This window comes from Butyrivibrio sp. AE2032 (assembly GCF_000702965.1).
Window position 1 is genome coordinate 579474 of record NZ_JNLF01000004.1, and the last position, 16327, is coordinate 595800.

Here is a 16327-nt window from a genome sequence, read left to right on the forward strand (position 1 = left end):
TCTAATCAAACCACTGCTTTTCAAAACTCTCCAGATCAACCGGTTTTGAAAAGTAGAAAACCTGATACAGCTTGCATCCCATAGCATATAATCTCTCAAATTGTTTTGCTGTTTCTACGCCTTCTATGAGAGTATCTACACCAATCTTCTTTGACATGTCTATAATACTGTTTATCACGACTATCAGTCGTGACAGTTTCCGTGCCTACATTCATGGTCTCCGTGACCACATTCATGTCCTTCTTCGTGACTGTGATGATCGCATTTAGCATCGGGGTCGTATGCCAGATTACCTGCTAAGAGAGCATTAACTGCTTCATCAGCATTTCCTCGAACACCACCATAAAGCTTGATGCCTGCCTCAGCCAAAGCCATCTGAGCACCCAGGCCGATACCACCGCAGATAAGCGTATCAACGGAATGTTCCTGAAGGAAACCTGCAAGAGCGCCGTGTCCGCTACCATTTGTATCTACAACCTGGCTGCCAACTACTTTGCCATCATCAACAGAGTAGATCTTAAATTGTTCTGTGTGACCGAAATGCTGGAAAACATTTCCATTCTCATATGTAACTGCAATATTCATGATAACAGTTCCTTTCTATCCTTTATCTATTAGTAATTATATCATCCAAGTAAAGAATCCTTGGTTATAAATATATTCCTTGCTCTCAAAACCATACTCAGTAAGGGTAATGGGACACCTTCCGGACGAAGAAGTTCAGGCGATAGCAAGCGCCATCGATTTGAATATCTGATTGCACGAATCTCCTTCTTTAATCTCAAATATTAGTTTTCGATTCATTTACAGTGCGTTAACCGATATATCCTTATAATATACTTATACGAATATATGAAAGGAGCCTTTTACTATGGAAGACGGAAAATCCTGTAAACTCTTAACTTTAGATGAAATAGAAAATGTTGCCGGAGGCATGGGGAGGCTGGAGGAGTTGATTACGCGCATAAAAGCGGACGGACATGCTAAAGAACTGAGAGAATTGCTTCAAACGCAAGGAAAGCCAGCCGCAGCTGCGAAATGCTGTGAATACTACCCGCAACTTTGTGGATTTGCTGGCGCTGCCGTAACTATGCTGTGATAGCATAAGAGAGTATTCCTATTATAGGCTTTATCGATATCAGGTGCTTATCATAATCAATATCTTGCCATTCAAGGCCTGCCGCTTCTCCCTCCCGGATACCCGTATTCAATACCAGCAAAATAAACATTCTTGCTCGCTGATCATGGTATTTAGGGAGCTTGGTAATAATCTTCTGCACATCTTCGAGTTGCAGAGCGTTAACATCTGAATGAGATTTGGCTGGACTCTTGATTCGCTTACAAGGGTTTTCATCTATGATTTCCCATTCGTATGCTTTGCCAAGAATAGCTGACAAAGTACGGAACCAACTGCCGGATGTATTTTGAGAAAGTTCTTCATCCCGACCATCCCTACGGTCAAGACTTGATAACCATCCTCGGATATCTAAGGGAGTAATATTCTTGATCAGCATATCTCCAAAATACGGCATCAATCTCTTTTCAATTACGATTTTATAACCGCTCGCCGTTTTAGGTTTCCCTAAATTATATCAATGTAGTTTGGTTCTCTTGATAACTTTTGAGCCCACATCTGCCAGCCTCGTTAGTAAGTTTTATTCAGGATTTTCTGTACTAAGGGACCACTCCCTCACAGGTCCATTCTGAACGTCCAGTTTCCAATAGATTTTGCATTGCATTCAAGCGTTTCTTCTTTTACAAGCTTGAACCCGTTATCAATATAGAAAGCCACGTTATTTTTAGAATTGGTGGTAACGGTGATCAGATTTCCACCATTGGATCTTACCAAAGGGATAAGAAAATCCTGTATCGCGCCCGATCCGATGCCCCGCTTCTGATATCCCGGATCAACTGCCAAGAAATACAAATGCCAACGGGGTTCAGGGATGCTTCTTACAACGATTTCCGTTATATCTGACATTTCCATAAACCTAAGCGTATCACTAAGCCCGATCCTCGCTATGATACCCGCCATTCCGCTTACAGCATAATCCCAAAACCCAACCGGTTTGTCTGATGGTTTCTCAACGATTACGATAGCTTTAACCTTTCCGTCCGCAATACCCATATAGCAGTCATCTTTGCGGACAGTAGCTCTGAATATCCCCTTCATCAGACGTTCATAAAAACTGCGCAGCTCAGTCTCTGACTTGAACCGGTCTTCGAAAACTCCCCAAAAAAGAGGATAGTTAACAAATGATTTCGTGAAGACCTTTAACACCTCGTCTTCATACGATCTGTCATAACGCTTATACTCGATCATAATATCATTTCCCCCCCTTCTTCCTGAGTCTCATCAGATATCTATCCATACGGAAATCACTCATCTTCAAAGGGAATTTGCCGCTTGAGATCCATACAATGACCAGATTCAGGATAAATGCCGCAAACTCTCCAACAGCTCCTCCCATACAAAAGCCGGCAACACCAAAGATCTCTCCGAGAAGGATCTTGGCTCCAAGCGGAAATAACAATGCTTCTGCCAAAAACAGAACATGAGCCTGAATATAGGCACCGATGATCTTGTAATAGCAGACCAGTTCCGAATTAAGCAGATAGAATACGAATCCGAGAGCACAGGATACGGTAAGCAAAACAGCACTCCCGGCAGCTGCAGGATCGTTATCTGTAAGGAACAGGGCTGTTGCGGGTCTTGCTGTAACGATAAGAAAAGCTGCTGTCACAACGGCACCTGTTAGGGCTCCTAATGTCAGTTTCTTTGCTTCCTTATCTAAGATCTCCTCTGCTTTTCTGATACTTGTTTCCGACGATGCGGCTTTATGCTTTCCGACGCATGTTCCCAGACAGGCGGTCACAAGGAAAGAAAAGCCTACGCAGATGATCTCCGGCAGATTATCTATTGCCTCAAATACCCCCAGACCGGCTATGACCGATTCTGAGAAGCGGCGAAGGATATAGAGATTTTCAACAAGATACAATACTGACACAAATGCGTATTCCATAAAATCAGGAAGTCCCGTAAAGAATGATTCTCTTATATCGGAAATCCGGAGACTTATGGCCGTAAAAGCTGCCTTTGAGCTCTTTCTGCGGATGATGAAACATGAAATAACGATATAAATATCCGCTGCCATAATGCTGACCAGATTAACCAAAATATATCCCGTCATTGACGGCCCTGTTGCAGTCACAAAACCGCATCCCGCAAACATCAGAGTATAAAGGATAATGTTAATGATCAGGAGCTGAACCTTTTCTTCAAAGAAAAAAAGACAGCAGGCAATACTGAAAATGCTCTGAGGCACAAAGCATAAAAGGAACATAGAATAACACTCACGGCTGAGTATCGCGAGAGTGTTGCTTCCGTCATTAGCTCCCAACAGATCAAGTATCGGAACCTTGAATATGGCAAACACCAATGTCAGTACAGCCGTTGCGACCAGCAGCCATGTATATCCCGCATTTCTGTGACGCTCAAAAGCTTCGTGGTCATTTGAGCCATAATCCTTTGCACAGACAGCCTGTATACCATTATATCCCAGGGCAACAAAGGCAGAAACGACCATGACACACGGCATGACCAGCTCATATGCAGCAATGCCTTCAGAACCAAGATTCCGGCTAACATAAAAGATGTTGATCAGATTCTTGACCACCAGATCCATCTCAGCGATGAGTGCAATTATAGGCGTTATTATCTGTTTCTTACTCATAATGACTTGTCTGACGCAAATTTCAGTCTTCGTTCTTATAGAAACGTATCATATTACGGTTATATCCTGTTGTGGTCTGATAAGCCTTTTCTTTATGCGATTCCATAAGTCCGCTCAGGATAAAGCTGCTCAAGCCGTCGATCTTAATATCAGGATCGGTAATGTCAAAGACTTTACCTGCGTCACGTTCGACCAAAAGAACGGATGTTTTCTCGAACATCAACGAGATCTCCACTAACACAGCATGCTTGTTGTCTTTGTTTTTCTCGATGATAGTCCGTCCGATCTCTTCAACAAAAAGCGCTGCCTTCAAAGATTGTTTCTTGGAGTATTCGTGTTCGAGCATGATCTTCTGCACCTGTTCGGAGAGTTCAGAACACTTATCAAGTGAGAGGATGTTTTCAAGCACAGTGATATCCGTGTGCTTCGGTATGAGCAGATCAGGGAATTGTGCTTTACCGTAATGCCAGCGGATAAAGATCATTGCGATTATCAGAGCCACAACCGGAGCTACAGCAAAAGCTGCCCACATTCCGTTCTTTCCGAAAACAAGTGAACCCAATACAGGAAGCACGGAGTATAATATCCCGTCTTTAAGGAATGTAACACCCACAGCCAGCCCGACACGGTCAACAAGCATATAGTATGATGTCATCAGAGATATCATGCTGCAAAATATCAATCCGAGTGAGACTATCCTTACAGCCAGTATGGTCGGTTCAAGTGCAATGCCGTCTTTAATGCCGAACAGTCCGCAAAACTGTTTGGCAAATATCAGTATCAGGATGTTGGCTATACCGCCTTCCACTGCGGCAGCTGCCTTGGCAGCATTCATAAGACGTTTGATCATGACATTGTTATTCTCGCCCAGATATGTCCCGAGCAGAGGCTGAACGGCAAGTCCGACACCGTCCATAACGACACCGAATTCAAGAAGGCTGATAACCACAGCCAGAGAGATAAGGCCGTTTTCGCCATAGCGTCCGGAGACATGCGCTATCAGAACATAGTCAGCTATGGCCCAGCATATATAGATAACCGCATCGACAGCACTGAATCTTACGGCCTGCATAATGTCTTTTACCGACAGATGCCATGTAAAGTGAAGAGTATTACACTTGCGCATAAAGTGGACAAGTGCAGGTATAAGTCCGAGGCCATTTCCGGTAATAGTACCGAGGATTATTCCCTGCATTCCCAAAGGTCTTACAAGTATTATCGATACCGCTATGTTTCCGATGATCTGAAGAACATATGATATGTTGGTACAGGTCTCATCTCCGTCTGTATATACCATCTGGCCAATGTATGAATTTAAGATCGTAAACACGGCACAAAGCGGTGTCCATTTATAATAATCCGAAGCGAGAATGTAAATATCTCCGGTAACACCGTTAACTGAAAAATACAGTTCCTTTCCCAGGAGCAGCATAACTGCGCAAAATAAAGAAACAGCCACGGAAAGGATCAATCCCTGTCCGTAAAGCTCATCAGCGTGTTTCTTGTTCATGGCACCTATGGCCCTGCTGTACAGGATTCCGGTACCGATCGTGATAATGTTGGCAAAAAAGGTGGTTATTCCCGTGACCGGTGTTATGGCATTTATGGCAGCGACACCGGTCTCGCCGATAAACATACCCGCAATGATACTGTCGCAAAGAAGCATCAGATAGATTATTGCCATCGTAAAAGTACCGGACAGCAGCATCGATCTGAACTTATTCTCACAAAAACCGTTTTTCACCATGTTTCAAATGCTCCTCCGTTCATCATACTGTATATCTTTCACGGAGCTGTTCCATGTCCGGTTCTGTGAGTCCGAGTTCATCCGTCAGATATCCGCACACGCAGCCATATTTGTTTTCCAAAGTATCAATCGCATGTGTCATATAGCGCTCGAAAACACCACCGGAGGCGAACTGCAGTGCCTCGATCTTCTCAGGAGGCATACCTAATGATTCACAGTCCTTACGGATCTTCCCGAGCTTCTCTTCCTTGCCTGAATTTGACATAAGATAATCTTCAATGATGGTCTGTTTGTCAGTACCTAATATACTAAGCAGAAGCATCGTGGCAAGACCTGCCCGGTCTTTGCCGTCAACGCAGTGCCAGAGAACCGCGCCTCTGCCGGGATCTGTTCTGAGCAGTATCCGGAAAAACTCCGCATATGCCTTCTTTCCCCTGTCTCCAAGGAGGAACATGACATACATATCCGGGCTCAGAAGGCCGCTCTCATACGCCATGTCTATCATGGCTCTCTGATCCGCATTTCCTGACATAAACTGCTTTGCCAGCTTAAGATCCTTAACCATGGAAAGATAGTCTTCCATCTCGACGACCGGCAATCTTATGTACCCGGCACCCGGGATCTCTTTGTCGGGAGCACCGTCACGCACACCGCTCATGCGGAAGTCGACAACAGTCTGAACACGATATTCAGTACTAAGGATGTCTATTGCTCCGGGTTCGGCTTTATTAAGAACACCGCTCCTTATGAGAACACCGCTCCTGACGGTTCTGTTCCCTGCGGGATAACCTCCGAGCTCTCTTGCGTTCAATACGCCGGGAAGATTGATCGTGTTGGCTTTCATTTTCGATCTCCTGAAGCGGTTACAGTTCGGGGATCGGATGAAGGGTATCGATCACCTTGAACATTGCCTTCTTTTTCGAAGCAGAAAGAGGCTTACGGAGAATACCGGGAACCGACGGCGAAGTTGCCAGTCCTCTGATAAGCTTGATCATCGAATAACCTTCGAGGATCCGGTTGATCTCAGCGATCTCTTTAGGATCATTGGTGTTGAAATACTTCCTGATAACGATATCCCAAATGCGCGAGAATTGTTCTTTGGTAATTCCCATGTTCGTCGACTTCCAATTCGTCTTGGCAGCGGTGACATAGACAAGATACATCGACGACAGATCGAGAACGGGATGACCGAGACCTGAATCTTCAACATCAATAAGGACGATCTCTCCGTTTTGCATCATCAGGTTGCCGGGATGGAAATCCTGATGGATAAACGTATTTCTGTAAGGGATCTGATCGACGATCTTATACAGGTGCTCGACTTGCGCCTCTGTGTAGAAACCCGCTTTGTAGGTCGCCTGTATGTCAGCCTTGCACCGTTCTCTTGAATCAGTGAGCGAGCCGGGTTCAAATTCAGTATGGTGAAGAACTTTCAATGTATCTGCGATCATGTCTGCATACATATCCAGTCTGTCAGGATTAGCCGCGATCTCCTGTGCCAGGGACCTGGCATTGATCATCTCGTAGACAACGCCGTAGTTCTCCCCAACCTTGACCATATCAAAAGCGATCGTCGTCGGGACACCGTGAACAAAAGCTTTCTTTGTCACTTCCCTGTTCTGATCAATCTTTTCCATACTGTTGCGCTTGCCGAAATAGACCTTAACTATGGTCTCAGGATCCAGCTTGTAAACAATGCCGTTCCCGCCTTTGCCGAGTACTTCGCAACCCTCTATCGAGATCTCGCGCATGGGTCTGTCAGTCATGAATATATCCTCCGATCCAGGTGCTTATAACCGTTTTATTTATCAACAGGTCCCTTATATTCCAGACAAAGCATGGTAAGATCATCAAACTGCGGCGCATTCTGTACGAATCCGTCAACTGCATGCCTCATATCTCCGAGAAGATCCTTGGCGGTATCTTTGGAATTGATGTTCAATGCTCTTACCATTCGCTCAACACCGAAAAGTTCATCACCATGGTTCGTTGCCTCGGGAACTCCGTCTGTATATACGAATATCTTGGAACCGGGTTCAAGCTGAACCACATATTCCTTATATTTCACACCTTCCATTCCTCCGACTACGAAGCCGTGCTTATCCTTAAAGAGCGAGAACGTGCCGTCAGGCGACATTATTGCCGGATATTCATGGCCTGCATTTGCAGCGATGACCTTACCGGTCGATATCTCGAGGATGCCAAGCCATACCGTTACAAACATATTGTTCTCATTGTTGCTGCAGATAGTATTATTCGTGTCCTCAAGTATCTGCGCAGGGGATTTGCCCGACTTGGCATTGTTGGCAAGGATGATCTTCGATGCCATCATGAAGAGTGCGGCAGGAACGCCTTTGCCGGAAACATCTGCTATAACCATACACAGATGGTCATCATCTATAAGGAAGAAGTCATAGAAGTCTCCTCCGACTTCCTTGGCAGGATTCATCGATGCGTATATCTCGAATTCTTTCCTCTCGGGGAATGCCGGGAAAAGATTCGGGAGCATGCTGTTCTGGATGTTCGATGCCATATCGAGTTCTGCTCCGATCCTTGCACTGCTCTCGGTAAGTTCCTTCTGCTTCTGCATGACATCCTGGCAATGTCCGACGAGCTTGACTGCCGACACGGCAATAATGACATACTGCAGGAGCTTGACGAAATAATTGGATATCATCGTATTCTGGATCATCAGCATCCCGTCATACGGAATGTCCCTTACAGCATCATCAAGCCACATCTGGTCATTCGTGACTATTGTCGTTCCGGGCTCATATTGGACAAAATTCAGATCGAGCATGCCGTGATTAGCGCCGTAAAGATAAGCTATGAAGAACACCACGATCGATAACACGGCTATAAACATCGTATATCTCTTGCTGAAATACCTTACCGAAAGGATGATGGGGATCGCGATAAGTAATGCCACATTGTAAGTAAGTGCAGAGGTCGTACCGGCATATACGAGAGTAAGCGTTCCCATCAGCAGATATTTGATCCATTTCTTCTCATACTTAAAGTACCGGCTGATACCGCTCGCAATGCCCATGATAACAACGTTGAAGATCATGAGAGCCCTGAAATGAATACGTATATAGAAGAACCCGCTCTCAAACAACAACCAGGTCACCACGACGACCAGGATCGTAACGTTCAAGATCAGCGTCAGCATGCGGTTCGCTTTGGTCTCGTTCTCTCTAAGGATACTTTCAGAGTTGACAGATACACCCTCTTTGCTCATAGATGCCTCCCTGGCACTTGAAAATCTGAATAGATCTATATACAGTCTGTGTTCTTCCTGAAAACAGTAAACGCTATGTTTATAGTACTATCATTCTGTTTTCAGAATATTGTGTAAGTGTAAACCGATAGAAAAATCTTATTGATTCAGCTCTCTGAAATTCGAGGCATTGGTCTTATAAAGCTTCTTGAATACTTTATAGTTGCGTTCATACACATCTTTATTCTTAGGATCCGGAACATAGATATGGTCGGCTTTAACGATCTTTTTCGCAAGTTCCAATACATCAACACCGTTTATGCCTGCAGCTACAACAAGAGCCGTCCCTATCGCGCCCACTTCCTGAGTATTATTTTCTCGACGAAGGAGCCCTTCGTCATCCCTAAGCTATTTTATCATATGAACAAATAGCCTATCCCTGAGTATCCTTATAGAACAAAAGCGTTCAGACTTCACCATTGGCGATATCGACCCATACTTCTGAGTCGCGCTTCTTCCTCTCACTTTCCATCACACTCACTGCATCTTCTTTCGTTTCATATAGACGATGCTTCTTAAGCCTCATATCACTTCCATCGACTTCAACAGAACGAAGAGTATAGAAATCTCCAGATATCCGCATTATCTGCATCTCCATAACATCGGAATCTTAAGACCTTTGCCTGATCTGACCTAAAAAACAATAAAGGCATTGATCATCAGAATGACCAGAGAAACGATTATGCTTACTGCATAAGGAACGGATATCAGTCTCTTGTCGATGTAATAAACCCCGATAAAACAAGCCATGTTACAGGCAATACAAATACAAATCTCTTTTTCATTGCTCATGTCCGGGGCACGAAGTTGTCTCCATAAGACAATCCGTACCCTTTTTCAAATAAGCAGTCATTCAGACCTATTATCTGCCTGTCTGATCCATACCACGGTGAGGGAAGACGTCCTGTAAAATCGGCATATCCGCAAAGGACATCCGAGACCCCCTTTCCTTCAGAACCGGGCAGATAACACATGACCACACTATCCCAGGTGTCATAATACGACTTGCCCAGGAAGAGGTGTCGTCCGGCTACGATGCAGGCAACAACAGGTTTGCCGAGCGACTTGGCCTGATTGACCGCGCGCATGTTATTGGTCAGGCCGTTATTCCCGTTCAGGCTGAGATCCATGGAATCGCCGAACCACTCGGCATAGGCATCTTCACCGACACAGAGGATGATCACATCCGCTTCGCCGAAACGATCCGGATCAGTTATGACTTCGATGCCGTATTCATCAGCATTCTCCATAAATGCTTCTTTTATGGTGGTAACGCCCTCGATATCGGCAACAGGACTCTTATTCCATCCCAAAGTCCATCCGCCGACCTGAGCCGCGCAGTTATCAGCTGCAGGTCCCAATATCAAAACTTTGGTTCCTTCTTTGATCGGCAGGGTGTTATTTTCATTTTTGAGAAGGACAAGACTCTTTTCAACAAGCTGCTCTGCCACTGCTCTCGATTCTGCTGAGCCCACTTCGCTGCTGACCGTTATGTTCTCGCAATACGGATCGTCGAAAAGACCGGCATCTTTCTTAACTTTTATTATCCTTGTGACTGCATCATCAACACGCTCTGTTGAGAGCTTTCCGCTGTTAACTCCGGCAACGATGATCTTCCGTGCTTCTGCATATCTTTCGCCTTCCATGAGCATATCGATACCGCTGTTGATCGCCGTGATGACCTGTTCCTCATAGGTGTCCGGGGAAGTATATTGTATGGCCATGCTGTCGCTTACGACAAATCCCTCAAAGCCCATCTCGTTCTTCAGCTTCCAGATGTATTCACCGTTCTCATGCATCTTTACCCCGTTGAGTGAAGAATAACTGACCATTATGGTCTGCACACCGGCATCGATCTGGGCCTGATAAACCGAAAGGAGCTCATTGATCTCTTCTTCTGAAAGCGAAGCATTACCTCTGTCTATAAGGCTTATGTAACTGTATTCTTCATGATCTCCCGTACCGAATAACACGTTACCGTCACCGAAAAAGTGTTTCGAGCAGGCTATGACTCCGCCGTCGACAAGGCCTCTCGTATATGCCGTGGAAAGTCTTTTTATGGTTTCGATATCCGAACTGTAGCATTCATAAGTCCTGCCCCATCTGGGATCTGCAGACTGGGCTACGCAGGGGTAAAGGTTCCACATCATGTGACACTGCTTGGCTTCATTGGCCGTGATGAGTCCCATCTGATAAGCAAGCTCCTCGTCACCTGCAGCACCTATTCCGATATTATGCGGAAAGTAAACAGCACCGGTGCAGTATCCGACACCATGAACATCATCCTGAGCCATCAGGAAAGGTATTCCGGCTTCAGACTCAATAGCGGCTTTCTGATAATCATCAACGATCTTACTCCACTCTGCAGCAGTATGTACTCCTTCATCACCATAGATGCTTCCGTAACAATAATCCTGCATTCCCTGGATCTTCGAATTATAAAGGATCGGCTGTACCATCTGGGCGGCCTTCTGTTCCAGAGTCATTTCCGCGACGATCTCTTCGGGAGACATAGCCGCATATCTCTGATACTTATAGTCGAAGTTATCTTGGGTTGTTTCAGTGGACATCTCAATCTCTTGCGGTCTGCATGCGGCCACAGGTAAGATCAGAGAAAAAACCAACACCGGAATGAGCGCTCTTTTCATAACAGTTTCCCCTCCTGTGGAGAAGCTCCTTTAACGGATCTTCTCCATGCTTATGAATGGATTATAACAACGCTGCCTGTTTTTTATGTGTAGGTATTATGTAATTTAAGTGAAGAACGGCAGAAAATATATGATCTTGAGCCTGTCAGCCGTCCTGTGCCGTCGTAAACAGCTCCTTCAGGTCAAAATAAGCGCCTGACACACCCGGCATTTGGTCCATTGACGCACCGGCCATCTTCCCGCCATCCCAGTAACTGACAGACCGGTTGCCGCCCATCATTCCGCTAAGGTGGCCCTTATATTCTTCCCACTTATCGATCTCATACTTTCTGATTATCTCCATGGCAGGCTCGATCACCGTTGCCGGGATGAAGCGGTAGTTTTCGCCCCGTTGCATTATGAGCCGGGTATCTGAGAATTTCCATATTGTTATGCCATCATAACTGGGAGGGTTATTCGGGATTTATCGTTCTAATTAATTTGCATCCACCCAAAGATGATATTTGTTGCAATGGATGCATTTGAACAGATATCCCGACATATCTCCGTCCTTATACAAATACTCTTCAACTTCTTCCAATGGATATGCGTCTTCACGCTTGGCATATTCCTGCAGCACTTCGTCTTTTATCCCAAGATCATTTAATTCATCAATTCCGACCCGCCCAAGATATTGGCAGTAATCATCACAACATGCAAGCCAGTTTTCATCTTGCCATCCAAGATATCCGGGGGTTCTATGAAACAGTTCATCACTTTTTTCAGGATCACTGACAGGTTCCGCCCACGAAACAAATTCCGCATCAAACTTTTGGGCTGCAGTTCCATCGCTTACACATTGTAAACATATGCAATCGACATCCTCTGCTGAATAAATATGTTCGATATACTCGCTTATTTGTTTACCGCAGCACTGACATATACCGCTCTTATGAACAAGAACGTCATCCTCATAAATATTGGGATGATATTTAAACTGTATTTTTCCCATACCTATATTCTCCTTAATCGTTAAAACTATTGATTATATGTTCCAATATACAATACGAGCCAGGATTGCTCCTGGCTCGTACAATTCCTGATTATTCTTTTTACTATTGTCCGCAAGTTCTTTTTGCGTTAATCCCTGAGCTTTTCTCTGAGAAGATATGAACGAACCTAATTCCTTTGTATCCATTTGAGTTCTCCCTTACATCTTTTCTTACATCTGTTGCCCCGAAAGGTATAGTGGGCAGGCGGAAGGCTTTATTCTTAACTGTTGATCGCCATGTCCTCGTCCCAGTATTTCTTCTTTTTGCCGAGCATAAACATTATGTCGTCATCACTGAATAGTCTGAAGTGGTTCAAGTCAACGCCGACATTAAATCCGAAAGGCTTCCATAGCCCGCCGTATCTGTGCGTGTGGCCGAACAGGGTCTGACAGTCTTTAGCGTGGTCAGTAGGCTTATGCGTCAGGAAGAACTTCTCACCCTTTATATCGACATAGTCATTCAGCTTTACGTCATCGAATTTGCATGAGGGATCATTCAGGCAGTATTCGCGGAACTTTTCAAAAGAACCGTCAAAATATACGTCGATGGCACGCTGCTCATTGTTTCCGATAATGAGGATGATGTGCGCATTTATCTGCTTTGATACGGCAATACCGCTCCTGAAATCGTTTTCAAGCTTAGGAAAGCAGTTACAAAAATCTCCGATGACGTATATGGTGTCATCCGAAGATGCCTGTTCGTTCCAGATCCTTATCTGCTCTTTTGTATACTCATTAATATCCTTGAACGGCCGGTTATCACGAACCAAGACCTCTTTTGAATCCGAGCCGAAATGAGTATCCGCAGTATACCAGTTGCTCATTATGCGCTGTCCCCCATCAGCAATGGTGTAGAAAAATTAATAAATGACAAGAATCATTATAGTACAGATAAGGCAATAGCGCCTTGGTATAATGAACGTGTTGGAGCAGAAATCTGATTATTATCCCAAAACATAAACAGTTTTTTCGCAAAAGCGGTCGTACTTGTGCGTTGGTATAAGTCGGCCTATTTTCGAATTTACTGAAATCAAAAGAACCCAATAGCCGTACGGTTTTCGGGCTCCATATTATTAATACTTTTAAGATGTTTTTTTGCGTCGGAAACTGCTCGAAAAATTTTTATTTCCGCTTACAGCTTCTTAAGTTCTTCGTAAAAACTTGTGACATCACATGATGCGTCACCCTGAAGTCTTCTTCCGATCCTGTTGTAAACGAACGCATTAGTTCCGTTGATATTTACACCATAACCGATATTGGAACTGATGAATCCGCCGCCGATATTTCTCCATATGACAACGCTCAAAAATCCGGACGCCTTTTTCATGATGTCGCCGCCTGCTTCAGGGGGGATCTTCTTTGTAAGTATAGCCTGGCTGAGAGCTGCGATTATCTGATCCAGCTTAGGGATCGATCTTACAAGCCTCAACGGGACCTACCTTCAATTCAAAATCAGCCATCTTTTTGCTCCTTCCTGATAAAAGAAATCAGCATAAGTATATAGCATACCGTCTTGGGAAGCATCAGCATCCCCAGTATAGGAAGCAACGGTGCAAATATCGCAACCGGAATATAAAACAGGAAAGACAATGTCGTATAGAGCCATAATCTGCCGAGATACTTGTCTTCTTTCCGCACTTTGAAATAGAGATAAACAACTATGCCGCCGATAACGATGAACGGCAGATTGCGGATAACTCCCCACAGCATTGATCCTTCACCCGTAAACCAGTTGTTTCCCGGCGCCAGGCAAAGAGCGATTCTCATCGCAGCAAGAATACAGATTGTGATGCCAACGTTTTTTGTGTTCTTGTCATCCTTGTTGTAGACGCATTTATAGAGCAGGAAAACAAGGATGTAAAAGATGGTCATGGTAATGGAAGTTACAAGCTTACCAAATCCCAGATACCACGTGAAATCTTTATCAATGAAATAATTCAATACTCTCGGAACAAGATGGAACGAATCACCGAGTCCTAATACCAATGCCGCCGTCCCCATGAGGACATCGTTTTTATTGCGATGCTTTATCAGTATCACGATGCCTGTAAGTATCGCGAAGACAAGATACAAGACATCAAATGTTGATTCGCCGTATTTCATGTTCTGTTCTGGCTCCTGATAAGATTTCTCCGACAGATGTATTTTACCATCTCATCAAGGCTTATACCTTAACCATATAAAGCGCGTGGAAATATTTCTTCATTGCCATCAGCTCATCGAAAGTTCCCTGCTCTTCTATCCTTCCGTCCCTCATGACGAGGATCTTATCGTATCTGCGCATTAACCTTTCTTCAAGCGAATGAGTGACAACGATCCTCGTTATGCCTGTAAGGTCCAGAATATCAGATGAAACTTTATATGCAGTCTGTGAATCAAGTGCTGCTGTGATCTCATCGGCAACAAGGACAGAAGATTTTTTAAGAAGACTTCTTGCAATGGATATTCTCTGCTTCTCTCCTCCTGATAATGCATTTCCGCTTTCACCGCAAAGATAATTACTTCCGCGTTCTTCTATCAGTTCGTTAAGATTGGATCTCCTGATGGCATCTTTTATCTCATCCTCAGGGAAATCACGGAACATCGTGATGTTGTCCCTGATCGAAGAATTAAATACAAACACATTCTGATCGATCGACGACACCTGGTCAAAAAACGAATCCGAAGACGAATCCTTAAGATCCGTGTCATCCCATCTGATCTTGCCGCTGTATCCGGCGCCGCAAGCACCGGACATAATGAGATTTAAAAGAGTTGATTTACCGCTTCCCGAAGCGCCTACGATCGCATAAGATTTGCCTGCTTCAAAATCGAATGACACATCGTGAAGGACTTCTTTTCCTTCTTCATATGAGAAAGATACTTCTTTAACCGATATTCCTTTTTCAAGAGCAGAAAGCTCTGTGCTTCCGCCTGTGCAAACGCTCTCGCCAAGAGATTTTGCGATCTTTTCTATCAGCGCTCTTGATGCTTTCCTGGCTGCTAAAAGACCCGGAAGTTCTGCTACGGGAGCAACAACAAAGTTCATCAGATTTACGAAGATCATGACCGTGCCTGCTGTAATTCCCTTCCCCGCAAAAGCCATATATGCTCCCGCGAAAAATACTGTGACCTGTGCAACTACACCGGCAAACTGGCCCAGCGTGCTGATCAGGATCTGAAGACTCGTTCTGGAAAATTTAGAGTTTTCAAGTTTTGTATTCTCTGATGAGAAAAGACCCGTAACAGGTTTCTCTGCACGGAATGCTTTCACTACTGAAAAACCGTTAAGACAGTCAGTTATTGTTGCCGTAAAACTCTTATTCATATCAGAAACATTAACTTCAGCTTTGCTCAGTTTCTTACCTGATGCAAGTGATACAACAAGCGGCAGCAAAGTCACGGCGATCGCAATCAGTGTCAGCAAAGGTGAGTAGTAGATCATCATGCCAAGCGATGTAAAAAACAACGTTAGCCTGTATATAAACCAGAACTCTTTATCCAGATAATTTGTCTCGATCGAGATGCTGTCATTGGTCAGTGCTGACAGATAAGTTGACTTGCTTTCAGAACGGAAAGACATGATGTTTTTCTTCGTGAGTTCGGCAAACAGAGTCTCCTTATAATTCCGCATAGCTTTCCTGATATATCTCGGTTTTGCATAGTAAGTCAGATATGAAGAAAACAGGAAAAACACAGCGATCAGAATGCATATTATCAGGAGCTCACTAATGCTCCATCTGCCGTTTCCGGAGGCCGTATCTATCAGTTCTCCCATAAACCAGGAGATAGCGATTCCCATCAGTCCCGACAGGAGTGCACCGATAACCGAAAGGATAAAAAAGACATGGTTGTCCCTATGGAACTGAGATTTCAGTTCCACATATAAGTTTTTGTTTTTCATGTGAA

Annotated in this window: 20 protein-coding genes and 1 pseudogene; 1 reads left to right on the forward strand and 20 read right to left on the reverse strand. The window is 44.4% G+C overall.

Going from position 1 to position 16327, the window contains the following annotated elements; genetic code table 11:
• Position 1: 1 nt before the first annotated feature.
• Both BO18_RS34375 and BO18_RS16635 read right to left on the reverse strand, forming a co-directional pair.
• Positions 2–178 carry an EAL domain-containing protein gene (locus BO18_RS34375; RefSeq protein WP_255350961.1) on the reverse strand — a complete coding sequence of 59 codons (177 nt, stop codon included), beginning with the start codon at positions 176–178 and terminating at the stop codon, positions 2–4.
• Positions 179–183: 5 nt separating this feature from the next.
• Positions 184–585, reverse strand: a complete 402-nt coding sequence (locus tag BO18_RS16635; protein ID WP_034448142.1) for a NifB/NifX family molybdenum-iron cluster-binding protein — start codon at positions 583–585, stop codon at positions 184–186.
• Between the two features lie 286 nt (positions 586–871).
• On the opposite strand from BO18_RS16635, the gene BO18_RS16640 reads away from it, so the two are divergent.
• A complete protein-coding gene (locus tag BO18_RS16640; protein WP_034448146.1) occupies positions 872–1099 on the forward strand; it encodes a hypothetical protein in 228 nt (75 codons plus the stop codon).
• Here the strand turns inward: BO18_RS16640 and BO18_RS36005 are convergent.
• The 18 genes and pseudogenes from BO18_RS36005 to BO18_RS16715 form a co-directional block, all read right to left on the reverse strand.
• Positions 1089–1361, reverse strand: a complete 273-nt coding sequence (locus BO18_RS36005) for a tyrosine-type recombinase/integrase (protein ID WP_255350964.1) — start codon at positions 1359–1361, stop codon at positions 1089–1091. The two genes, BO18_RS16640 and BO18_RS36005, sit on opposite strands and share 11 nt — an antisense overlap.
• Positions 1344–1568: pseudogene (locus tag BO18_RS36010) on the reverse strand (phage integrase SAM-like domain-containing protein); the annotation flags it as partial. The pseudogene BO18_RS36010 and the gene BO18_RS36005, both read right to left, overlap by 18 nt.
• Positions 1569–1690: 122 nt before the next feature.
• Entirely contained in the window at positions 1691–2323 is a 633-nt protein-coding gene (locus BO18_RS16650) for a GNAT family N-acetyltransferase (protein WP_034448149.1), read from the reverse strand.
• 4 nt (positions 2324–2327) lie between these two features.
• Complete coding sequence (locus BO18_RS16655; RefSeq protein WP_034448151.1) at positions 2328–3734, reverse strand: MATE family efflux transporter; 1407 nt, start codon at positions 3732–3734, stop codon at positions 2328–2330.
• Positions 3735–3756: 22 nt separating this feature from the next.
• Positions 3757–5481: an MATE family efflux transporter gene (locus BO18_RS16660; protein WP_034448152.1), complete on the reverse strand. Its 1725-nt coding sequence runs from the start codon at positions 5479–5481 to the stop codon at positions 3757–3759.
• A gap of 22 nt (positions 5482–5503) precedes the next feature.
• Positions 5504–6325: a tyrosine-protein phosphatase gene (locus tag BO18_RS16665; RefSeq protein WP_034448153.1), complete on the reverse strand. Its 822-nt coding sequence runs from the start codon at positions 6323–6325 to the stop codon at positions 5504–5506.
• A 19-nt stretch (positions 6326–6344) separates the two neighbouring features.
• Complete coding sequence (locus BO18_RS16670; RefSeq protein WP_034448155.1) at positions 6345–7247, reverse strand: phosphotransferase family protein; 903 nt, start codon at positions 7245–7247, stop codon at positions 6345–6347.
• Between the two features lie 35 nt (positions 7248–7282).
• Positions 7283–8722 carry a PP2C family protein-serine/threonine phosphatase gene (locus BO18_RS32980; RefSeq protein ID WP_051688858.1) on the reverse strand — a complete coding sequence of 480 codons (1440 nt, stop codon included), beginning with the start codon at positions 8720–8722 and terminating at the stop codon, positions 7283–7285.
• Between the two features lie 138 nt (positions 8723–8860).
• Positions 8861–9061 (reverse strand): hypothetical protein, encoded by a 201-nt coding sequence (locus BO18_RS16680; RefSeq protein ID WP_034448157.1) that lies wholly within the window; start codon positions 9059–9061, stop codon positions 8861–8863.
• A 106-nt stretch (positions 9062–9167) separates the two neighbouring features.
• On the reverse strand, positions 9168–9344 hold the full coding sequence (locus BO18_RS34920) for a hypothetical protein (RefSeq protein ID WP_185752484.1): 177 nt from the start codon (positions 9342–9344) through the stop codon (positions 9168–9170).
• Positions 9345–9549: 205 nt separating this feature from the next.
• Positions 9550–11409, reverse strand: coding sequence for a glycoside hydrolase family 3 protein (locus tag BO18_RS16685; RefSeq protein ID WP_051688859.1), 1860 nt, complete (start codon positions 11407–11409; stop codon positions 9550–9552).
• 145 nt (positions 11410–11554) lie between these two features.
• Positions 11555–11806, reverse strand: coding sequence for a hypothetical protein (locus tag BO18_RS16690; protein WP_034448160.1), 252 nt, complete (start codon positions 11804–11806; stop codon positions 11555–11557).
• Between the two features lie 78 nt (positions 11807–11884).
• Positions 11885–12400, reverse strand: coding sequence for a CbrC family protein (locus BO18_RS16695; RefSeq protein ID WP_034448163.1), 516 nt, complete (start codon positions 12398–12400; stop codon positions 11885–11887).
• Between the two features lie 33 nt (positions 12401–12433).
• Positions 12434–12586: a hypothetical protein gene (locus tag BO18_RS34925; RefSeq protein WP_185752485.1), complete on the reverse strand. Its 153-nt coding sequence runs from the start codon at positions 12584–12586 to the stop codon at positions 12434–12436.
• A gap of 74 nt (positions 12587–12660) precedes the next feature.
• Positions 12661–13263, reverse strand: a complete 603-nt coding sequence (locus tag BO18_RS16700; RefSeq protein WP_034448166.1) for a metallophosphoesterase — start codon at positions 13261–13263, stop codon at positions 12661–12663.
• A gap of 308 nt (positions 13264–13571) precedes the next feature.
• On the reverse strand, positions 13572–13868 hold the full coding sequence (locus BO18_RS16705; protein ID WP_034448168.1) for a hypothetical protein: 297 nt from the start codon (positions 13866–13868) through the stop codon (positions 13572–13574).
• Between the two features lie 23 nt (positions 13869–13891).
• Positions 13892–14542 (reverse strand): hypothetical protein, encoded by a 651-nt coding sequence (locus BO18_RS16710; protein ID WP_034448169.1) that lies wholly within the window; start codon positions 14540–14542, stop codon positions 13892–13894.
• Positions 14543–14603: 61 nt separating this feature from the next.
• A complete protein-coding gene (locus tag BO18_RS16715; RefSeq protein WP_051688860.1) occupies positions 14604–16322 on the reverse strand; it encodes an ABC transporter ATP-binding protein in 1719 nt (572 codons plus the stop codon).
• Between the last annotated feature and the right edge of the window lie 5 nt (positions 16323–16327).